The 18,101-nt window shown below is 66.6% G+C and carries 24 protein-coding genes; 12 read left to right on the forward strand and 12 right to left on the reverse strand.

Annotation, left to right across the window (positions count from 1 at the left end; genetic code table 11):
• The first annotated feature begins 42 nt into the window (after window positions 1–42).
• Entirely contained in the window at window positions 43–915 is an 873-nt protein-coding gene (locus ACFVIV_RS36820) for a helix-turn-helix domain-containing protein (protein ID WP_379204586.1), read from the forward strand.
• 37 nt (window positions 916–952) lie between these two features.
• On the opposite strand, the gene ACFVIV_RS36825 is transcribed toward ACFVIV_RS36820, so the two are convergent.
• Window positions 953–2,038: a PLP-dependent cysteine synthase family protein gene (locus ACFVIV_RS36825; protein WP_379204588.1), complete on the reverse strand. Its 1,086-nt coding sequence runs from the start codon at window positions 2,036–2,038 to the stop codon at window positions 953–955.
• Window positions 2,035–2,343 carry a DUF4229 domain-containing protein gene (locus tag ACFVIV_RS36830; RefSeq protein WP_379204590.1) on the reverse strand — a complete coding sequence of 103 codons (309 nt, stop codon included), beginning with the start codon at window positions 2,341–2,343 and terminating at the stop codon, window positions 2,035–2,037. The genes ACFVIV_RS36825 and ACFVIV_RS36830 overlap by 4 nt, the downstream gene beginning before the upstream one ends.
• A 225-nt stretch (window positions 2,344–2,568) precedes the next feature.
• Between ACFVIV_RS36830 and ACFVIV_RS36835 the strand changes: the two genes are divergently transcribed.
• The 3 genes from ACFVIV_RS36835 to ACFVIV_RS36845 all read left to right on the forward strand — a co-directional run bounded on the left by ACFVIV_RS36835 (window position 2,569) and on the right by ACFVIV_RS36845 (window position 3,492).
• Window positions 2,569–2,805 carry a BldC family transcriptional regulator gene (locus tag ACFVIV_RS36835; RefSeq protein WP_379204592.1) on the forward strand — a complete coding sequence of 79 codons (237 nt, stop codon included), beginning with the start codon at window positions 2,569–2,571 and terminating at the stop codon, window positions 2,803–2,805.
• Between the two features lie 70 nt (window positions 2,806–2,875).
• On the forward strand, window positions 2,876–3,070 hold the full coding sequence (locus ACFVIV_RS36840) for a hypothetical protein (RefSeq protein WP_379204594.1): 195 nt from the start codon (window positions 2,876–2,878) through the stop codon (window positions 3,068–3,070).
• Between the two features lie 152 nt (window positions 3,071–3,222).
• Window positions 3,223–3,492 carry a hypothetical protein gene (locus ACFVIV_RS36845; protein ID WP_379204596.1) on the forward strand — a complete coding sequence of 90 codons (270 nt, stop codon included), beginning with the start codon at window positions 3,223–3,225 and terminating at the stop codon, window positions 3,490–3,492.
• A gap of 60 nt (window positions 3,493–3,552) precedes the next feature.
• On the opposite strand, the gene ACFVIV_RS36850 is transcribed toward ACFVIV_RS36845, so the two are convergent.
• The gene (locus ACFVIV_RS36850; RefSeq protein WP_379204598.1) at window positions 3,553–3,963 is read right to left on the reverse strand and encodes a hypothetical protein; all 411 of its coding nucleotides are present in this window, start codon (window positions 3,961–3,963) and stop codon (window positions 3,553–3,555) included.
• Between the two features lie 78 nt (window positions 3,964–4,041).
• A complete protein-coding gene (locus ACFVIV_RS36855) occupies window positions 4,042–5,004 on the reverse strand; it encodes an RNA polymerase subunit sigma-70 (RefSeq protein ID WP_379204600.1) in 963 nt (320 codons plus the stop codon).
• 85 nt (window positions 5,005–5,089) lie between these two features.
• Here ACFVIV_RS36855 and ACFVIV_RS36860 point away from each other — a divergent pair, with 85 nt between their 5' ends.
• The 3 genes from ACFVIV_RS36860 (at window position 5,090) to thrS (ending at window position 7,253) form a co-directional block, all read left to right on the forward strand.
• On the forward strand, window positions 5,090–5,191 hold the full coding sequence (locus tag ACFVIV_RS36860; RefSeq protein WP_379204643.1) for a hypothetical protein: 102 nt from the start codon (window positions 5,090–5,092) through the stop codon (window positions 5,189–5,191).
• A 357-nt stretch (window positions 5,192–5,548) separates the two neighbouring features.
• Complete coding sequence (locus ACFVIV_RS36865) at window positions 5,549–5,893, forward strand: hypothetical protein (RefSeq protein ID WP_379204602.1); 345 nt, start codon at window positions 5,549–5,551, stop codon at window positions 5,891–5,893.
• 142 nt (window positions 5,894–6,035) lie between these two features.
• The gene (gene thrS, locus ACFVIV_RS36870; RefSeq protein WP_379204603.1) at window positions 6,036–7,253 is read left to right on the forward strand and encodes a threonine--tRNA ligase; all 1,218 of its coding nucleotides are present in this window, start codon (window positions 6,036–6,038) and stop codon (window positions 7,251–7,253) included.
• 54 nt (window positions 7,254–7,307) lie between these two features.
• Here the strand turns inward: thrS and ACFVIV_RS36875 are convergent, their stop codons facing one another.
• Window positions 7,308–7,763 carry a MarR family winged helix-turn-helix transcriptional regulator gene (locus ACFVIV_RS36875; protein WP_379204605.1) on the reverse strand — a complete coding sequence of 152 codons (456 nt, stop codon included), beginning with the start codon at window positions 7,761–7,763 and terminating at the stop codon, window positions 7,308–7,310.
• 145 nt (window positions 7,764–7,908) lie between these two features.
• On the opposite strand from ACFVIV_RS36875, the gene ACFVIV_RS36880 reads away from it, so the two are divergent.
• Complete coding sequence (locus ACFVIV_RS36880) at window positions 7,909–9,006, forward strand: alkene reductase (RefSeq protein ID WP_379204607.1); 1,098 nt, start codon at window positions 7,909–7,911, stop codon at window positions 9,004–9,006.
• Here ACFVIV_RS36880 and ACFVIV_RS36885 read toward each other — a convergent pair whose 3' ends face one another.
• Entirely contained in the window at window positions 9,007–9,393 is a 387-nt protein-coding gene (locus ACFVIV_RS36885; RefSeq protein WP_379204609.1) for a RidA family protein, read from the reverse strand.
• A gap of 127 nt (window positions 9,394–9,520) precedes the next feature.
• A complete protein-coding gene (locus ACFVIV_RS36890; protein WP_379204611.1) occupies window positions 9,521–10,156 on the reverse strand; it encodes a VOC family protein in 636 nt (211 codons plus the stop codon).
• Between the two features lie 100 nt (window positions 10,157–10,256).
• Here ACFVIV_RS36890 and ACFVIV_RS36895 point away from each other — a divergent pair, with 100 nt between their 5' ends.
• The 4 genes from ACFVIV_RS36895 to ACFVIV_RS36910 all read left to right on the forward strand — a co-directional run bounded on the left by ACFVIV_RS36895 (window position 10,257) and on the right by ACFVIV_RS36910 (window position 12,623).
• Window positions 10,257–10,799: a hypothetical protein gene (locus tag ACFVIV_RS36895; RefSeq protein ID WP_379204613.1), complete on the forward strand. Its 543-nt coding sequence runs from the start codon at window positions 10,257–10,259 to the stop codon at window positions 10,797–10,799.
• Window positions 10,800–10,895: 96 nt separating this feature from the next.
• Window positions 10,896–11,525: a glyoxalase gene (locus ACFVIV_RS36900; protein WP_379204614.1), complete on the forward strand. Its 630-nt coding sequence runs from the start codon at window positions 10,896–10,898 to the stop codon at window positions 11,523–11,525.
• A gap of 33 nt (window positions 11,526–11,558) precedes the next feature.
• Window positions 11,559–11,993 (forward strand): YdeI/OmpD-associated family protein, encoded by a 435-nt coding sequence (locus ACFVIV_RS36905; RefSeq protein ID WP_379204616.1) that lies wholly within the window; start codon window positions 11,559–11,561, stop codon window positions 11,991–11,993.
• Between the two features lie 192 nt (window positions 11,994–12,185).
• Complete coding sequence (locus tag ACFVIV_RS36910) at window positions 12,186–12,623, forward strand: DoxX family protein (RefSeq protein WP_379204618.1); 438 nt, start codon at window positions 12,186–12,188, stop codon at window positions 12,621–12,623.
• A gap of 108 nt (window positions 12,624–12,731) precedes the next feature.
• Here the strand turns inward: ACFVIV_RS36910 and ccsB are convergent, their stop codons facing one another.
• Genes ccsB through ACFVIV_RS36935 form a run of 5 tightly spaced genes read right to left on the reverse strand, consistent with a single transcriptional unit; the run spans window position 12,732 to window position 17,413 of the window.
• A complete protein-coding gene (gene ccsB / locus ACFVIV_RS36915) occupies window positions 12,732–13,700 on the reverse strand; it encodes a c-type cytochrome biogenesis protein CcsB (RefSeq protein WP_379204620.1) in 969 nt (322 codons plus the stop codon).
• The gene (locus tag ACFVIV_RS36920) at window positions 13,700–15,334 is read right to left on the reverse strand and encodes a cytochrome c biogenesis protein ResB (RefSeq protein ID WP_379204622.1); all 1,635 of its coding nucleotides are present in this window, start codon (window positions 15,332–15,334) and stop codon (window positions 13,700–13,702) included. Before ACFVIV_RS36920 ends, ccsB begins: the two co-directional genes overlap by 1 nt.
• Complete coding sequence (locus ACFVIV_RS36925) at window positions 15,334–16,152, reverse strand: cytochrome c biogenesis CcdA family protein (protein ID WP_379204645.1); 819 nt, start codon at window positions 16,150–16,152, stop codon at window positions 15,334–15,336. The genes ACFVIV_RS36920 and ACFVIV_RS36925 overlap by 1 nt, the downstream gene beginning before the upstream one ends.
• A gap of 5 nt (window positions 16,153–16,157) precedes the next feature.
• A complete protein-coding gene (locus ACFVIV_RS36930) occupies window positions 16,158–16,811 on the reverse strand; it encodes a TlpA disulfide reductase family protein (RefSeq protein WP_379204624.1) in 654 nt (217 codons plus the stop codon).
• Complete coding sequence (locus tag ACFVIV_RS36935) at window positions 16,808–17,413, reverse strand: histidine phosphatase family protein (protein ID WP_379204647.1); 606 nt, start codon at window positions 17,411–17,413, stop codon at window positions 16,808–16,810. The genes ACFVIV_RS36930 and ACFVIV_RS36935 overlap by 4 nt, the downstream gene beginning before the upstream one ends.
• Window positions 17,414–18,101: the final 688 nt, after the last annotated feature.

Here is an 18,101-nt window from a genome sequence, read left to right on the forward strand (position 1 = left end):
CGCTTGTACTTAACAGCTATACAGGTAAGGTCACCCTAAATAATGGATGGAGTTCCCACGTTCGGCGAGTACATTCGCCAGCGCCGCACGACCGCCAACCTCACCCGCCCGCAGCTCGCATGGCTCGCCAACCTCTCCGTCCCCTATCTGACGAAGATCGAAGGCGGCGCGACCCCCTCCCGGCGCGTCATCGAATCCCTGAGCGACGCACTGAAACTGCAGCCCGCCGAATTCGAGTACGCGCTCATCCTGGCCGAGGGCCCGGCGCCGCAGGTCGAACTCGATCACCCCACCGCCGCCGACCTCGAGTATCTGAACCTGCTGAACCCCAAGCCGGCGACCTACGTCTCGGCACTGCTGGACATCCTGGCCGTCAATTCCTCTTATACGGAGGTCTTCCCACAGCTGGATCCGGGAGTCAACGCCCTCGAGTGGATCTTCCTCAACCCGATCGCCCGCACGGTCCTGCTCGACTGGACCGGCGAGGCGAGCGTGGCCGTGAGCTGGTTCCGGCTCCAGATCGCGCGCACCGGCAATGAGGAGCGGGCGCGGGAGATCATCGACGCCTGCCTGGTGAGCCCGGAATTCCGGGCGGCCTGGCAGAGCGATTCCGTGGTCTCCAGCCGGGACAACCCGACCACGCTGGTGCGCGATCCGAAGACGCTGGCCATCCGGGAGCTGCGAGTGAACAACTGGCGCGCCTCGGGATTGCAGTCCTGGTCGCTGTATCTGGCCACGAGTGTCGATCAGTCGACGGCGATAACGCGCCCGGTGGTGCGGGAACGGCCCGCAGTGTCAAGCCCCGTAAACACATCGGGAGATGCGCGCCGGCGGCCGCGCGGCAACGCGGCGGCGGAGGATCCGACGCCGACGAAACCACTTCAGCAAATTAATAGCAAACAATTGGGTGGGTGATCATTAGTTCTCACCCCATCGCCACGCCGTGCGGAAACTAGCCCGACCAAGTACCGGTAGCGATGAATTCGGCAATGATCGACTCGGGTTCCGCCAGGCTCAGCCCCTGACCGGCAACCCATTCGTCATTGAAATAGGTTCCGGCATAACGGTCCCCGCCATCGCACAGCATGGTCACCACGCTGCCCGTGCGGCCCTCCGCAATCATGTCGGCAATCAGGGCAAATGCTCCCCACAGGTTGGTGCCGGTGGACCCGCCGACCCGGCGGCCCAGCACCCGCGAGGCATGCCGCGCGGCCGCGATCGAGGCGGCGTCGGGCACCTCGAGCATGCAGTCGACCACCTGGCCGACGAACGAGGGCTCCACCCGCGGGCGGCCGATTCCCTCGATCCGCGAAGGCATTCCGGTCTGATAGCCGGCGTCGGCCAGCTCGTAGCCGCCATAGAAGGCCGAATTCTCCGGATCCACCACGGCCAGCCGGGTGGCGTGCCGCTTGTAGCGGATGTACCGGCCGATGGTGGCGCTGGTACCGCCCGTACCAGCGCCGACGACGATCCACTCCGGCACCGGATGGGTTTCCAAAGCCAGCTGCTGGAAGATGGATTCGGCGATATTGTTGTTGCCCCGCCAGTCGGTGGCCCGCTCGGCGTGGGTGAACTGGTCCATATAGTGGCCGCCGCATTCGGCCGCCAAACGCGCTGCCTCCGTATAGATGTCCGGCGCCTTGTCGACCAGATGACAACGCCCGCCCTGCGCCTCGATGAGCGCGAGCTTCTCCGGGGAGGTCTTGGCCGGTACGACGGCCACGAAGTCCAGGCCCAGCAGTTTCGCGAAGTACGCCTCGCTGATGGCGGTGGAACCGGACGAAGCCTCCACCACGGTGGTGCCTTCCGTGACCCAGCCGTTACAGATCGCGTACAGGAACAGTGATCTCGCCAGGCGGTGCTTGAGACTGCCTGTGATGTGGGTGGATTCGTCCTTGAGATAGAGCTGGATACCCCACTCGTCGGGGAGCGGGTAGCGCAACAGGTGAGTATCCGCGCTGCGCTGGGTGTCGGCGTCGATCAGCCGGACGGCATTGTCGACCCAGTCGCGGGGAGTGGAGCGATCGCAGCGCTTCACGCGTCACCTCCTTGCAGACGTTTCCGCAGTTCCTCGCGGTCCGCGCGGCGCTTGGCGTCGACCACGGCAATGTCCTTGTTCACCTGCGTACGAAGCTTTTTGAACAGCACCAGCGACAGCGGCATGGCGATGAGCAGCGCGAACAACAGCGCCACAATGAGCGGAACGGCCACGTTCACCGCGGCGGCCACGCCCATGATGATGGCCGCGATGACGGCGACCAGGGCGAGCCGGGCGAGGGTGTAGAGGGCCATATCGCGGGCCAGGCGGCGGCCCGCACCATCGGGCCGGGGTGCGTCACTCACGCCGACAGCCTAGGTGACGGCGATTCGGGCATTCCCCGCACCCTCTCCAGAAAAGTCGCTGAATGTTCGCTACGGCGGCTGTTTTAGTGAGGGTAAACACAGTACGGATATCCGTTTTGTCTATTACTTCCTCTTTACCAAATCGAGACTGTTCGAACACCAGGGGGTAGCAGTGCAACGATGTCGCTACTGATGAGGGATCTGTCGAAACGGAAAGGTTTGCGAATGACTGCGTTCACCGCGGCGAGCCGCGTCGTAATGGGTTCCGTCAACGGCCAGGACACCCTGCTCACCCCCGGCCAGGTGGCAGCCCTGTTCCATGTTGATCCGAAGACCGTGACCCGCTGGGCACACGCAGGACGCCTCGGCTCCCTGCGTACTCCGGGCGGGCACCGCCGATTCCGCGAATCCGAAGTCATGCAGTTGCTCAAGTCCCTCACCACCGAGGCGACCCGCGTGTAACCCCCATTTCAAGTTCTACGGTGCCGCGGGTACGGACACGGATTACCCTCGTTGGCAGGAGGTGAGCGACGTGACGTACCTGTTGGCACTCATCGCGATCGTGGCAGTCGCGGTGCTGTGCTGGAAGGCTTTCGGACCTCAGCGACCGACCGGCAGCGGGTCAGCATCCCCCCGCCGGAATCGCGTTATCGGTCCCGAGGACGATCCGGATTTCCTGCGCAAGCTCTCTCGTGAGCATCGCGACGGCGAATCCAGCCAGAACTGAAACGCTCGCCTACCGGCGGCAGATGTGAGACGTCCCCCTTACCCGCTCGACCGCGGGTGCAGGGGGACGTTCTCGTTTAAGAAACCGACCGGACTGGTTTTTCCGGGCGCATACTGAGATCGCCCATACGCGCGACCGAAAGGTACAGCTCGATGGAAAAGCCGAATCTCTCCCAGGACGCCCGCCGCAAGCAGGGCCATCAGCACGCCGCCACCCGTCGCGACGACCGCCGCGAAACCGAAGCCGCCCGCCTCGCCTCCGGGACCGGCCCGCCACCGGATCCGGAAATCGAACCCATGCAGGCGCGGGTGGCCCAGGACCAGGACACCGCCAATCGGAAGTGGGATCGCTCGCGCGCGACCCTGGAGACCCGGGAGGCGATCAAACTGGCCAATGCCGACCTCGGCCTCGATCCGCTCTGAGCCCCTCCGACCCGAATCCCCGCGGACATGGGCCCGCGGGGATTTCCGTGTGCGGGGCCGTCAGCGGATCCGGGTCGAGACCGACTCGTACCCGCCGCCGCCCGGGTAGACCCAGGCGCCGGACAGGGTGTCGCCATCGGCGCTGAAGGTGCCCTTGTAGTAGGCGGGCGACCCCTTCTCCCCGCCCCAGATGGTCAGGGTGTCGCCGTCGATCTCGTAGACGTAGTCGAAGGTATTGCCCTGATTGTCGTAATACCGCGACTTGATGTCCGCCCCGGCCTGCTCCGCGCCGAACGGCTTCTCGTGGCCGATGACCTCGAGCCCCGTGACGGCCTGGCCGTACTGCTCGAGGTCGATGTCCTGAAGCAGGAATCGCTCCCCCTCCAGCCACCGGTAGGTCACGGTCCCCTCCGCTCCCCCGGCGACTTTCCAGGTGCCGACCAGGCGGTTCAACTCTTTGACGTCAGACATATTCTGTTCCTTTCGTGCTGCCGGACGTCTGTAAGACCCCGGCCCGCAGGAAAAGGAATCGCTGCCGCCCGAGTTTTTCTAGAGGCTCGGCTCCAGCCCGAACGCCGGCAGCAACTCCGGCCCGAACGTCGTGATCTCCACGATCAACCCGTCCGCCAGCCGCAGTACATCGATGTTCACCGCGCTGAACCGGTCCTCCCCCGGCCGCCGCACATAATTCGCGACGGCCGGCTGCCGATTCGCCCCGATCTCCACCGTCCGCCATTCCCCCCAGGCGTCCGCCCCCACCAGCGCCCGCTCCCACATGGCGATGATCGCCGCCCGCCCCGCGAACAGCAGATTCGCCGGCGGCATGGCCTGCCGCGCATCCTCCCGCAACAGCGCCGCCAGCTCCCCCACATCCGCCCGCTGCGATGCCTCCACATACCGCCGCAAAATCTCCCGATCCCCCTTGTCCGGCTCCCCCACCGGCCCCCACTCCCCCCGATCCGCCGGCAGATTCCCCCGCATCGTCTCCCGAGCCCGCTGCAACGCACTCTTCACCGCCGCCACCGACATCTCCAACGCCCCCGCCGTCTCCTCCGCCGGCCACCCCAGCACATCCCGCAATATCAGCACCGCCCGCTGCTTCACCGGAAGATGTTGAATAGCAGCCAAAAACGCCAGCTCAATAGTCTCCCGAGCAATAACGGCAGCCTCCGGCGACCCCTCCGCCGCATCCAGCACCCGATCCGGAATCGGCTCCAGCCAAGTAACTTCCGCAGTCGCCGCCCGCGCACCCCCACCCAGCACATCCTCGGTCACTGCCACCTCCCGCCCCCGAACCCGCAAAAGATCCAGGCACACATTGGTAGCAATCCGATACAACCAAGCCTTGAACGACGCCAGCCCGGCATAGCTCTCCCGACTCCGCCACGCCCGAAGCATCACTTCCTGAACAGCATCCTCCGCCTCGGTGAACGACCCCAGCATCCGATAGCAATGCACCAGAAGCTCATGCCGATGCCGCCCCGCCAACTCCGAAAACTCGGTCCGGTCCACGAACGCAGCTTAACTTTCCATCGAGCTGCCACCACCGACCTCCGGGCACCGTCCGAGATATGGCTGCACCAATCGACGGCAGCCCCTGCCCAGCACCTATTGGACAAAGGTCGGTGCATTCACCTTCGAAGATCCCGACAACTGGCGAATAGTCCTGGTGCCGACCCCGGGCAAATTGGATAGGTAGGACAGTATTTCGGCGGACTGCCAGCGGTGTGATTCACGCAAGCCCGCCGCCAGCATGGCTAGGTACCGGTATGACGGCTCTCTCAGTTCGACCGCCGCAGGAGGCCCCGGCGCCGTGCAGGTCAGGACTGGGAATCCATCCAGATCCCCTATGTACAGCAAAGTTTCGTAAGCGCCGGGACCGAGCTGCAAGGTACCTCTTGCGATCACCTCGGCCGGATCCAGATCGGGACGGTCATCCAGTTCATCAAGGACTGTGGGGGTTCGCGGTGGCCTTTCGGAGATTCGTGCTTACGACGGAGAGCCCGCCGACGATGACCTGGGTGTCGAGGCCGATGACCAGCCAGGAGGGGTTGCATTGCGCTACAAGCCAACGGCATTGGGGTATCTGAACGTTGACGTGTCCGGGATCGGGCGGCTCTGGGACGAGAGCCGGATTCGGGAGCTTGCGGAGGGGCTCGGGTATGACTTCGCCGGGATGGTCATCTTCGATCCGAGGGCGTTACGGCCACCGTTGGCAAAGCTAAAGGCATTAGCGACCAGGCTCGATGCGGAGGCGGTGATCGTGCCCGGAGTCGAGCACTTCGAGGGCGGGCGGGTGCCCGCGTCGCTGGTCGAGCAGGTCGACGTGATCACCGTGAGCCCGGAGCAGACGCATGCGCGGCGGGGAATGCCTTTGTCCGGCGACAGATTCCAGGTGTAGCGTGGTGGGCGTGCAGCGCGCTCATGTCACTACGACGCCGGACTACGTCCCGGCGCGCTGAACTGTGTTCTGATCGAAGCCCCGGGCGAGTGCCCGGGGCTTTTTCGCGTGGTCACTCGCCCTCGTTTGGGAGGAGAGACCTGTGTACGACCATCGGAAGCTGGGGCGGGAGCTCGGGTTGTTCGATACCGATCCGTTGATCGGTGCGGGATTGCCGTATTGGTTGCCGGATGGGGCCGTGGTGCGGCACAGCTTGGAGGAGTACATCCGGACCGCGGAGCGGCGGGCGGGGTATCGGCATGTGTATTCGCCGGTGCTGGGGAAGCGGGAGTTGTACGAGATCTCCGGGCATTGGGGGCATTACCGGGATGACATGTATCCGCCGATGGAGGTGGGGGCGGAGCAGGTGGTGTTGCGGCCCAGCCTGTGTCCGCATCATGCGGTGATGTATCGGTCTCGATCGCACAGCTATCGGGAGCTGCCGCTGCGCATGGCCGAGCTGGGGGCCATGTATCGGTCCGAATTGTCCGGGGCGCTGGGTGGTTTGACCCGGGTGCGGTGCATTCAGCTCAATGATGCGCACATCTTCTGCACCCCTGATCAGGTGGGTGACGAGGTGGCCGGGGCGCTGGCGATGATCGGTTCCGCGCACAGGGCGCTGGGTATCGAGGGAGCGCGGTACCGGCTTTCCTTGCCGGGACCCGATGGGAAATATGTTGCGGCGCCGGAGATGTGGCAGCGGGCCGGCAAGTTGCTGAGCGAGGCGCTCGATCGTGCCGGGATCGTCTACGAGGCGGTCGAAGGCGAGGCGGCCTTCTATGGGCCCAAGATCGATGTGCAGGTGCGCGATCATGCGGGCCGGGAATCCACCCTGTCCACCGTGCAGGTCGACTTCCATCAACCCGAGCAGTTCGACCTGCACTATGTCGGCGCCGACGGCGGGAAGCATCGTCCCGTCATGGTGCACCGCGCCATTATCGGCAGCGTCGAGCGGGCCGTCGCCCACCTGATCGAGCAGCACGGCGGGGCATTTCCCGCCTGGCTGGCGCCGGTTCAGGTGTCCGTGCTGCCGGTTTCCGAGGCCGAGGATGCTGCCGCCGCCGAGCTGCGGGACCGGTGCCTCGCCGCGGATCTCCGGGTGCAGGTGATCGGCGCGGAAGAGGGCAGCCTCGGTGCGCGGGTCCGGTCCGCGCGCCTGGTGCCGTACCAGTTCGTCGTCGGCCCGGCCGAGAGTGCGAATGGTGCTGTGGCGGTGCGGTTGCGGGACGGCCGGCGGTTGCCCGCTCAGCCCGCCGGGAACGCGATCGCGCGGATCCGGGCGCTGGTCGACGGCCACGAGACCCGGTTGTGGACCGACTGACTCCACGTACCGACGGCGGCGGGAGCGCCCGCCGCCTCCGGACTGGCTCGAATCTCATTCGGGTGAAAGAAGATTCGCTTCCACCCTGCGTAGCAGTCGCAGTAGTTCCGTGCGCTGTCGCTCGGAGAGTCCGCGAGTGGTGGCATCCTCCAACTCACCCCAGAGCTGCTCCACGCGAGGGCGCAACCGCGCGCCGTCCGCGGTCAGCGACACAATCATGGCCCGGCGGTCGTTCGGGTCCGGAGTGCGGGTGATCAAGCCGTCACGCTCCAGGGTCTTCACTTTGGCCGTGATGGTGGAGGGGTCGAGGCCGAGTGCCTTGCCGAGCTCGGCCTGCGATTGACCGTCCCGATCCCACAGCGCCATCAGCAGCAGCTCGGGTCCGGGCGTGAGTCCCTCCCCGCGCAACAGCCCGGCGGCGGTGGTCATGTGCGCTTTCGCGACGCGGGCGATCATATGGCTGATCGGCCCGTGCTCCGCCGAGGTCGACGGCAGATCGGACGCGGCCACCGGGCTCCTTCCCTGTCCACATACTTGGCGGGCCAAATATTACCGGCCCTGATCCTCGCCCCCGGGAATGCCGACGGGGGCGGCCCGGTTTGAATAGTTGGCATACCAAGTAATACTCTTGGCGCACCAACCAATCGGAGGAATCATGTCCCAGCCCGAGATCGAAGCCCTGTTCGGCCCGCTCACCGTGGGTGCGCTGGATCTGCCGAACCGCCTGGTCATGGCGCCCATGACCCGCAGCCGCGCCTATGGCGGGCTGGTCGGCGAGCTCACCGCGGAGTACTACGCCCAGCGCGCCGGCGCGGGTCTGATCGTCACCGAGGGCATCCAGCCGAGCGTGCTCGGCCAGGGATATATCCAGACCCCGGGTCTGCACGATGCCGAGCAGGTGGCGGCCTGGCGCAAGGTCACCGACGCCGTGCACGCGGCAGGCGGGCGGATCTTCGCTCAGCTCATGCACACCGGCCGGGTCGGCCATCCGGTTCTGTACCCGAATGGTGAACTGCCGCTGGGTCCTTCGCCGATCGCCTCGGGCGGGCGCCTGTTCACGCCGGAAGGCATGCTGGAGCACCCGGTTCCGCGTGAGATGACCCGCGACGATATCGCCGAGGTGATCCGCGAGCACGTCGATGCGGCGCGCAATGCGATCGACGCGGGCTTCGACGGCGTCGAATTGCACGGCGCCAACGGCTATCTCATCCACCAGTTCCTGGCCGACGGCAGCAATGTGCGCACCGACGAATACGGCGGCCCGATCGGCAACCGCATCCGGTTCGCCGTCGAGATCGTCTCCGCCGTCGCGGATGCCATCGGCGCGGAGCACACGGGCGTGCGCATCTCACCCGCGGTCACGCTCAATGGCGTCACCGAAAGCGATTCGGCGGAACTGTATCCCGCGCTGCTGCGCGCTCTCGCGCCGCTGCCGCTCGCCTATGTGCACGTCATGGAAATGGGCACCCGCGACCTGACCCGCCTCGTCCGCGCCACCTGGCCGGGCGTCCTGATCCTCAACCCGCACCCGGTCGACCCGAGCGCCCCGGCCACGCCCGAACTCGGCGCACAGGACCTCGATTCCGGTCTCGCCGACGCGATCTCACTCGGCTCCTACTGGCTGGCCAATCCGGACCTGCCGGCCCGCATCCGAGCCGGCGGCCCCTACAACGCCGCGGATCGCGCCACCTTCTACGGCGGCGACGAGCACGGCTACACCGATTACCCGACGCTGACCGAAGCGCCGGCCTGATCAGGCCGCGGCGATCGCCTCGATCTCGACCAGCCAATCGCTCACCAACGTTTGAGCGACGATCGTCGTGGTCGGAATGACACGGCCGTTCAACGCGGCCACCCGCGCCTTCATATTGGTTTCGGCATAGGCGGGATCACGCAGGTACGCGGTGGTCCGGACGATATTGTCGACGGTCATATCCGCCGCGGCGAGAATGCGGCGGATATTCGACCAGATCAGTTCGAGCTGTTCCTCCAGCGTCGCACCGGGCTTGCCCTGCTGGTCGAGCCCCATGGTGCCCGAGATGAACAGCAGCCGTCCGGCGCCGCGCACCTCGTGCGCATGGATGTAGTCATCGGTGGCGGGGTAGATCCCGTCGGCGGGGTTACGTGGCACGAGCTCCATCCCTCCGATCCTGCCACCCCGTGAAGAACCTTGGGCAGGAAAGCGTTTCGATGACTACGCCGAATCCGGCAGTCGCATCGCCGCGAGCCTGCCCGGATCCGCCACGATCTCGATGGCAGCGATCCGGTCATCGGCGACTCGGAAAGCCATGACGCCGCTCCCGCAACGAGATCCGATTCCCATCCGGATCCACCGCCTCGATCCGAATCCCGAATGGATATTCCTCCGGTTCGCCCTGCTCGAAAGTCACGCCACGCTCTCGGAATTCCTCGAAATCCTTCCGCAGGTTCTCCGACTCCAGAATGACCGGCCCCGGCGCCACTCCGGGCCCCGCACCGATCGGCTGCCCGGCCCCCGGCGCATGCGCCCAGAGAATGATCTCCACGGGCCCGCCCGCAACACCCACGGTCAGAAACCGCCCGTCCGGCCCCGGATAGTCGATCCGCTTCTCCAGTCCCAGCCCTTCGGTGTAGAACTTCAGCGCCCGGTCCTGATCGGTCACATAGATCGTCACGTACATAACGTCGGTCAGCATTGCCTTCTCCACTCCAAGCGTCGGTCCGACGACCCGCAACCCGGCCGTCATCCTTACGACGAGCAGCCGCCCGGGAAGGTAACGAATGCGACCTGTCCCGATCCACGCTGACCACTCGACATTCCCGCGCGTGCCGACGCCCTCGATTTGAAACATCATCGACCGGGAACTGGTGGCGGACCCTTCTCGGCGTTTGCCGCCATCAGTTCCCGGTCGATGTCGTTTCACATGCTGGCGGGGACTCTGGAACCCGACCAATCCGGGATCCGGGCAGGAGGTTTCGCGATTATCCGGTTACTCCGAGAGGTGGCGGCGTTACGCTGATCGGGTGGCCGAGGATCGCGGTAGGCGCGAGGATCCACCCTGTTCGGACCCGCTGACGGTGGCCGAATTCATCAGCCTACGAGCTGAGATCGTCAAGCTCATCGAGTTGCAGACGCAGTTGATCTCGCTGTCCGTGATCGCGGTGGGTGCGGTGCTCGGTGTCGCAGTGCAGACCAAGAGCGCGAGCCTGGCATTCGTCTTCCCGCTGCTGGCGATCATTCTGGGCATATCGTGGCTCAACCACGCGCACGCCATCCACCGGTACGCCGCCTACCTCGGCCGGCATTTGGAGACACGCTTCGGCGAAGAGGTGCTGGGCTGGGAGAAGTTCGTCCGGCAGCACCCGATCCGGTTCGGCGTCATCGGGTATTGGGGCCTGCGCGCAGTGTTCATGGCGAGCTCACTGGCGGCCAGCGTGATCGGCTGGACGCTGGTCGAGAACCGCCCGGCACCGCTGGTGCTCGGCGCGGTCTCCACCCTGATCACCGTCGGGACGTTCGTGTTGTTTCTGGTGTGGCAGGAAGATTCGCCGGAGAACCGCCGCTAGGTGAGGCCGGCCCGTACCCCCACGGGCTCGACTCAGTGGTGAGTTCCGTGGTCGGCACGGATGTGGTCGAGGCGGCCCCTGCCTAGCGTTATGAGCATGGAAATCAACGCGAACATCAGCACCGGCATCAACATTCAGCTCGAGGTGGCCGATCCCCAGGCCGCCGCCGCGATCTATGAGGCCGCGTTCGGACTGGGTGACCGGCTCGGGTTCCGGGCCTCGCAGGCGCCGACGACCGGATTCCGTGGATATATCCTGTCGCTGGTGGTATCGCAGCCTTCGACCGTCGACAGCCTCGTCGGTACCGCGGTCGACGCGGGCTTCACCGTCCTGAAGCCCGCGAAGAAGAGCTTGTGGGGTTACAGCGCGGTGGTGCAGGCGCCGGAGGGGACGATCTGGAAGATCGCCACTTCGAAGAAGAAGGATGCGGGCCCGTTCACCCGGGAGATCGACGACCTGGTGTTGCTGATGGGCGTGGCGGATGTGAAGGCCAGCAAGCAGTTCTATGCCGATCGCGGCTTGACCGCGTCGAAGAGCTTCGGCGGCAAGTACGCCGAGTTCGCGAACCCGGGCTCGCCGGTCACCTTGGCGCTGTACCCCCGCAAGGCTGCCGCCAAGGAGGCGGGGGTCGCTCAGGAAGGCAGCGGATCGCACCGCATAGTCATGGACGGCGGCATCGGTTCGTTCACCGATCCGGACGGATTCGTTTGGCAGGCAACGGCCTGAGCTTTCAGCCGGCAGACCAACAGGAGGCAGGTCATGAAGTTCCGAACCCACGTCGAGCCACCCGAGCCCATGCGGGGCCTGGAAGTCCCGCCCGAGGTGGTGGCAGCACTCGGCGAGGGCGCGCGGCCGCCAGTGACGATCACGATCAACGGTCATTCCTGGAAGAGCCGGGTCGCCCTCATGCGCGGCCGCTACCTGCTCGGCCTCAGCAACGCCAACCGGCAGGCCGCAGGCGTCGCGATCGGCGACGAGGTAGAAGTCGAGCTCGAGCTCGACACCCAGCCCCGCGTCATCGTCGAACCCCCGGACTTCACCCGAGCCCTGGACGCCGACCCCGCCGCCCGCGCCGCCTACGACAACCTTTCCTACAGCCGCAAACGCGAACACGTGCACGCCATCGAAAGCGCGAAGAAGCCCGACACCCGCCAACGGCGCATCGAGAAGGCCATCGCCACCCTGCGCAACTGAAACGACATCGACCGGGAACTGGTGGCGGCAAAGCCCGAGAAGGCCCCGCCACCAGTTCCCGGTCGACGATGTTTCACATCAAGATCGACCCGCGCGAAAGTTGTCGCGGGCAGCGATGAATCTCGAGACCGCGCTCCGTCCTAGCTCGTGAACGCGCTACCAACCCGGCGCGACCGACCAGAAGGACCTGAAATGACCACCGCGAACCCCACCGCCAGCTTCTCCACCGACGTCACCTACCGGCCCGGCAAGATTCGCAACCGCGTGCTGTGGACCCTGCAGATCGTGCTCGGGCTGTTCTTCATCATCGCGTCCGGCGGGCCGAAGCTCGTTATTCCGAATATGTTGATGGACAACGCTCCTGAGAATCTGACCATCCCGATCGGGCTGCTCATCTTCATCGGCGTGGTGGAGGTCGCGGGTGGGATCGGGCTGATGGTGCCGCGGGTCAGCGCACTGGCCGCAGCGGGGTTGTCGGTGCTGACCGTGCTGGCTGCGGGGACGCAGGCGTTCATCGCCGACAAGCCCTCGATGGCGATCTTCCCGCTGGTGCTGGCGGCGATCTTCGGCTGGATCGCTTACGAGCGGCGCGCCACCGTCACCGATCTGCGGAGCTCGCTCTCGCGGTGACGAATTCATATCCACGATCGGCGGTCGGTGGTCCACCCACCGGTCGCCGATCACGCGTGTCTCGATCGCCCGTCGGGTTGGCGGGCGATCGGGGCCGGGTGGGAGGCGTTAGTTGAGGCCCGCGTAGCTGTGCAAACCGCTCACCACGATGTTGATGATGAAGAGGTTGAAGAGCATTGCCACGAAGCCGGCGATGTTGATCCAGGCGGCTTTGGTGTCGCGCCAGCCGGAGGTGGCGCGGGCGTGCAGGTAGGCGGCGTAGAGGACCCAGGCGATGAAGGAGACGGTTTCCTTGGGGTCCCAGCCCCAGAAGCGGCCCCACGCCGCCTCGGCCCAGATGGCGCCGAGGATTACGCCGGCGCCGAACAGCGGGAAGCCGATGATGGTGGTGCGGTAGGCGAGGCGGTCGAGGGTTTGGGCGTCGGGGAGGCGGCGGGCCAGGTTGCCCAGGAAGTTGGCGGATTCCGAGCCGGCGGGCTGGCGGAGGCGGTAGAGGAACAGCATGCTGGCCACGCCGGAGACGAGGAAGACGCCGCTGCCCACCGAGACGATGGTGACGTGGACGGGGAGCCAGAAGGACTTCAGAGCCGGGACTACCGGGGCGGCATCCGCGTACAGGACCGTTCCGGCCAGGAACATGAGGATCAGGACGGGGACGAGCAGGAAGGCCCACATGCCGCGGTAACGCTGGTCGCGGAGGAGGACCAGGCCCAGGACCACCGCGGCCGCGCAGGCCATGGAGACGAACTCGTACATATTGCCGAGCGGGAAGCGGTGGGTCGCGAAGCCGCGCAGCACGATCGAGACCAGGTGCAGGCCCGCGGCGACGAAGAGGGTCGAGAAGGCCATATTGCCGAGGCGCTCGGGGAACGGGCGCTGGGGGCGGGCGGCGACCTTGCCGGGGGCGGCGGCATCGGTCGCAGGAGCCGGACCGCCGCCGGCCGTGACCAGCTCGCGCTCGTTCACGGTGCGGGTGGCGAATTGCCAGATCAGCATGATGGTGACCAGTGCGTACACCACCATGGCCGACTTGAAGGCGAGATCGCTGTAGGCGGCGATGGTCTCGTCGATCGGCATTACTTCTCTCCCGGGTTCTCGGTCAGCAGCCGCTCACGCAATCGGTCGAACTCGCCGCCCCAACCCGCCTGGTCGGTGCGGGCCAGTCCGCCCATTTCTACTACGGTACGTCGTTTTCCTTCGGCGGCAACGTCGGGGTCCGGATAGGCGCGCAGCCAGATGCGGCGGCGCTTCACCAGCAGGGACACCAGCAGGCCGGCCATCATGGTGAGGGCGCTGATCAGGACCCACTGCTGCGCCGGGTCGTGGGAGACCTGGAGGTTCACGAATTCCTCGGCGCCGTCGAAGGTGACCTTGGTGCCGTCGGAGAGGGTCGCGGATTCGCCGGGCTTCAGATTGACGCGCTGCTCCTTCAGCAGGCGGCCCTGCTTGATCATCTCCTGATCGAGGGAGAACAGCGACTGCGCGCGGCCGGTGTCGAGACCGGTGTCGCCGACATAGATGTCCACGGCCACCGCGGGATCGGTCATGGACGGGAATGCCGAGGTGAGCAGCGATCCGTGCAGCAGCGCGGTCGGCGCGAACAGGCCCTGGATGGCGATCTGATGCTTGCGGCGCTCATCCTCGTTCGGATACATGCCGCCCGGCGGATCGATGCGCAGCACACCCGAGGACAGGAAGGTGGTGGCGTCGTCGGGCCGCCACTGGATGGACTCGGTGCGGGTCTGACCGTCGGGGAAGGTCACCGTGAACTTCGGCGCGAAACCGTGGCCCTGCAGGTAGATCCGGTCACCGGCGACGCGCAGCGGATGATTCACCTTGATGGTGGTGTCCCGCCAGGTGCCGGACGCCAGATCCGCGCCCGACTGATACGAGATGTCGGAGGTGAACATCTCGGCCTGGCCATTGGGCAGATAGTCGGCCTTGAAGTTCTTGACCCGCACACACAATGGCGTCAGCCCGGTGCCGTCGTTCACATTGCCGGCGCGGAAGGAGTCGAAGACGGCGGGCGAGGTGGTGCAGAATCCGGGACCGTCATTGGCGATCACGACCACATTGCCCTCATAGCCGAACAGCTTGCCCGCGGCCACGGCGGCCAGCAGGCCGACCAGCGCCAGGTGGAAGACCAGATTGCCGGCCTCGCGGGTGTAGCCCTTCTCGGCGGAGAGCGTCACCTCGCCGTCGCGGGTTCCCTGCTGCACCACCGTCCGCCAGCCGCGCAGTTCCTTGCGGGCCCGCTCGATGACCTCGTCCGCGCTCTCCGCGTCCGCGCCCGCATAGTGGTGCGGCAGCCGGGAGAGATTGCGCGGCGCCTTCACCGGCGGCGTGCGCAGCGCCTTGTAGTGGTCGTAGCAGCGCGGCAGGATGCAGCCCACCAGCGACACGAACAACAGCACGTAGACGGCGGTGAACCAGAAGCTGGAGAACACGTCGAACAACTCGAAGCGATCCATCCACGGGCCCAGAGTCGGCCGGTTGCGGATGTATTCGTCGACCTTCGACTGGTTCAGGCTGCGCTGCGGCAGCAGCGCGCCCGGAATGGCCGCCAGCGCCAGCAGGAACAGCAGCATGAGCGCGGTGCGCATGCTGGTGAGCCCGCGCCAGGTATTGCGCAGTACGGCGAAGACCTTGCGCGGCAGCGACTGACGCGGCGGGCGGGCGGGGGCGGCGGGGGTTTCGGTGGTCACGGTCATCAGATCGGGAGGGTCACATTCGAGACGAAGGCGTCGCGGACCCAGGAGACGAACTGGTCCCACGCTCCGGTCACCAGGGCGAAGCCGACGGCCACCAGCAGGATGCCGCCGACCACCTGAATGATGCGGGAATTGCGGCGCAGCCAGCCGACGCCGCGCAGCGCGGTCGCCGAGCCGAAGGCCAGGATGACGAACGGCAGGCCCAGCCCGAGGCAGTAGGCCACGATGAGGGCGACGCCGCGCGCGGCGGTGGTGCCCTCGGTGCCCGCGGACACGGCCATCACGCCGGACAGGGTCGGGCCGAGACAGGGCGTCCAGCCGAGCGCGAACACCGCGCCCAGCAGCGGTGCGCCGATGAGGCCGCTCAGCCGCTTGGGCTCCATGCGGGTGTCCCGCTGCAACGCCGGGATCAAGCCGATGAACGCCAGGCCCATGATGATGGTGACGATGCCGCCGACCCGTTGCAGCAGTTCACGATTGACGTTCAGCACCTGGATGGCGCCGAACACGGTCGCGGACGCGAGGGTGAACACGACGGTGAACCCGGCGACGAACAATCCGGCCGCGCCCGCGACACGCATACGGCCGCGGTTCTTCTCGATAACCGTGGTGCGCTGCGCCTCGGCCACCGTCACCGGCGGCGCCTCCGCGCCCACGACGCCCGCGAGATACGACAGGTATCCCGGCACCAGCGGCACCACGCACGGCGAGGCGAACGACACCAGCCCGGCCAGCACGCACGCGCCGAGCGCGAGCAGCAGCGGCCCGGTGGCGGCGGTCTGCTGGAACGACTCCCCTACGCCCGCAAGCACTGTCACGTCGTTCACGGCTGCTCCAGGACCAGCTTGTCGAGGGTCGGCTTCAGGTCCTCGGCGAGCAGTGCGCGCAGGAAGACCGCCGCCACCCGATGCTGCTTGTCGAGCACGATGGTGGTGGGAATGACGCTGGTGGGGAACTTCCCGCCGAGCGCGAGCAGGGTGCGCATGGACGGGTCGTAGATGGAGGGGTAGCCGACCTTGTTGTCGGTGACGAAATCCTGCGCCTTGTCCTGCTGGTTGTCCCGGACGTTGATGCCCAGGAAGGCCACGCCCTTGTCCCGGTACGCCTCGTAAACCTCTTCCAGCGCAGGCGCTTCCGCCCGGCACGGCCCGCACCACTGGCCCCACAGATTGAGGACGACGATCTTGCCGGGGAAGTCCTCGACCGAGGTGGTCTTGCCGTCGGTCATGAGATCCGGGCCGGACAGCTTGCCGATGGTCCCGCGCGATTCCGGCGGATCGTAGGAGATGTCGGTCTTGCCGCCCGGCGATACGAAATCGAAGGTCCCGCCTTGCGCCACCGCGTCCTTGCCCGCGGTCGTGCACCCGGCGAGCGCCGCCACCAGGCAGACGCTCGCCAGCAGTGCCGAAACCGTGCGCCGGATCCGCGATTCACGCGATACGGGGGCACCGGGCCGGGACGCGATGGCCGGTCTCATGCTCCCGTCACCTTGGGATCCGAAGCCCCCGCCGGTTCCGAGTACACGATGTCGATCAACGTATCGCCTTGGTATACAAGGGAAGTCAATGACGCGAGCGAGCACTGCCGCGCCCGCGGGTCGTGCCACAGCCGCTGGCCCTGCAGGAAGCGCCGCAGCGTCCACACCGGCAGCTGATGCGAGACCAGCACGGCCTCGCGCCCCGCGGCCTCCACCCGGGCCTTGTTGACCGCGGCCAGCATGCGATGCGCGATCTGCAGGTACGGCTCACCCCAGGACGGCGTGAACGGATCGCGCAGCTTCCACCAGTGCCGGGGCTTGCGCAGCGCGCCGTCGCCCACCGAAACCCGCAGCCCCTCGAAGGTATTGCCGGCCTCGATGAGATTGTCATCGGTCCGGATCAGCACACCGTGCTGCAGCGCAATGGGTTCCGCGGTCTCCTGCGCCCGCTGCAAGGGCGAGGCCACCACCAGCGCGATGTCATGATCGGCCAGCGACCGCGAAACCGCCTGCGCCTGCGCCCGGCCCGTCACCGACAGCTGGAATCCGGACAGCCGCCCGTACAGAATCCCCTTGGGATTGTGCACCTCACCGTGCCGCATGACGTGCACGATGGTCTCGACATCATCGGCCACGGTCCCGGGCAGCAGCACACCGCTCGCGGTGAGCGCCGAGTCGGCCGCATCCTCGGCGGCTTCGGCAGCAGTCTCGTCCGCCGACCCGCCCTGCTCCGAAATCTCCAGCGCCGCAGCAGAATCGGCTTCCGCCGGTTCTTCCTGCGCGGAATCAGCGTCGACCGTCACGGATCGCTCGATCTCGACCGCCACAGTCCGCCAGACGTCCACCACAGCTTCCTCGGCGTCGACGACCGCAGACTCCTCAGCCTCGACGGCCGCAGACTGCTCCACGTCGACGGCCGCAGACTGCTCAGCCTCGACAACCACAGACAGCTCAGCCTCGACCGCCGCGCGCTGCCCAGCCTCAACTGCTGCGGTCTGCTCGGCCGCATGCACCGCAGGCTGCTCGGCCTCGTCCACCGCAGGCTGCCCGGCCGCAGGCTGCTCGGCGACGGCCACCGAGTCTTGCGCCGCAGCGGCAGCCTCGGCCGTTTCCGGCCGACGGTCGTCCACCGAATCCGTGGCAGCGGAACCGCTTTCGCTGGGCGCAACGGTGGCTGATTCCACCTTCGTAGCCGATTCGTCTGCGGCAGAGCCGGTTTCGGCTGCATCCGAGACAGCGATCAGCTCACCGGTTTCGGCGAGCTCCTCTTCGGCCTGGCGGATCGATTCC

Source organism: Nocardia sp. NPDC127526 (assembly GCF_042672265.1).
Classification (GTDB): Bacteria; Actinomycetota; Actinomycetes; order Mycobacteriales; family Mycobacteriaceae; genus Nocardia.

What these genes read in the sequence shown, in the direction of transcription:
- ccsB (WP_379204620.1), bottom strand. Translation starts at nt 13,700, where the DNA reads ATGCCGATCGACGAGACCATCGCCGCCTACAGCGATCTCGCCTTCAAG.
- ACFVIV_RS36850 (WP_379204598.1), bottom strand. Translation starts at nt 3,963, where the DNA reads ATGTCTGACGTCAAAGAGTTGAACCGCCTGGTCGGCACCTGGAAAGTC.
- ACFVIV_RS36900 (WP_379204614.1), top strand. Translation starts at nt 10,896, where the DNA reads ATGGAAATCAACGCGAACATCAGCACCGGCATCAACATTCAGCTCGAG.
- ACFVIV_RS36845 (WP_379204596.1), top strand. Translation starts at nt 3,223, where the DNA reads ATGGAAAAGCCGAATCTCTCCCAGGACGCCCGCCGCAAGCAGGGCCAT.
- ACFVIV_RS36930 (WP_379204624.1), bottom strand. Translation starts at nt 16,811, where the DNA reads ATGAGACCGGCCATCGCGTCCCGGCCCGGTGCCCCCGTATCGCGTGAA.
- ACFVIV_RS36880 (WP_379204607.1), top strand. Translation starts at nt 7,909, where the DNA reads ATGTCCCAGCCCGAGATCGAAGCCCTGTTCGGCCCGCTCACCGTGGGT.
- ACFVIV_RS36905 (WP_379204616.1), top strand. Translation starts at nt 11,559, where the DNA reads ATGAAGTTCCGAACCCACGTCGAGCCACCCGAGCCCATGCGGGGCCTG.
- ACFVIV_RS36910 (WP_379204618.1), top strand. Translation starts at nt 12,186, where the DNA reads ATGACCACCGCGAACCCCACCGCCAGCTTCTCCACCGACGTCACCTAC.
- ACFVIV_RS36920 (WP_379204622.1), bottom strand. Translation starts at nt 15,334, where the DNA reads ATGACCGTGACCACCGAAACCCCCGCCGCCCCCGCCCGCCCGCCGCGT.
- ACFVIV_RS36835 (WP_379204592.1), top strand. Translation starts at nt 2,569, where the DNA reads ATGACTGCGTTCACCGCGGCGAGCCGCGTCGTAATGGGTTCCGTCAAC.
- ACFVIV_RS36935 (WP_379204647.1), bottom strand. Translation starts at nt 17,413, where the DNA reads ATGCGGCACGGTGAGGTGCACAATCCCAAGGGGATTCTGTACGGGCGG.
- ACFVIV_RS36885 (WP_379204609.1), bottom strand. Translation starts at nt 9,393, where the DNA reads ATGGAGCTCGTGCCACGTAACCCCGCCGACGGGATCTACCCCGCCACC.
- ACFVIV_RS36820 (WP_379204586.1), top strand. Translation starts at nt 43, where the DNA reads ATGGATGGAGTTCCCACGTTCGGCGAGTACATTCGCCAGCGCCGCACG.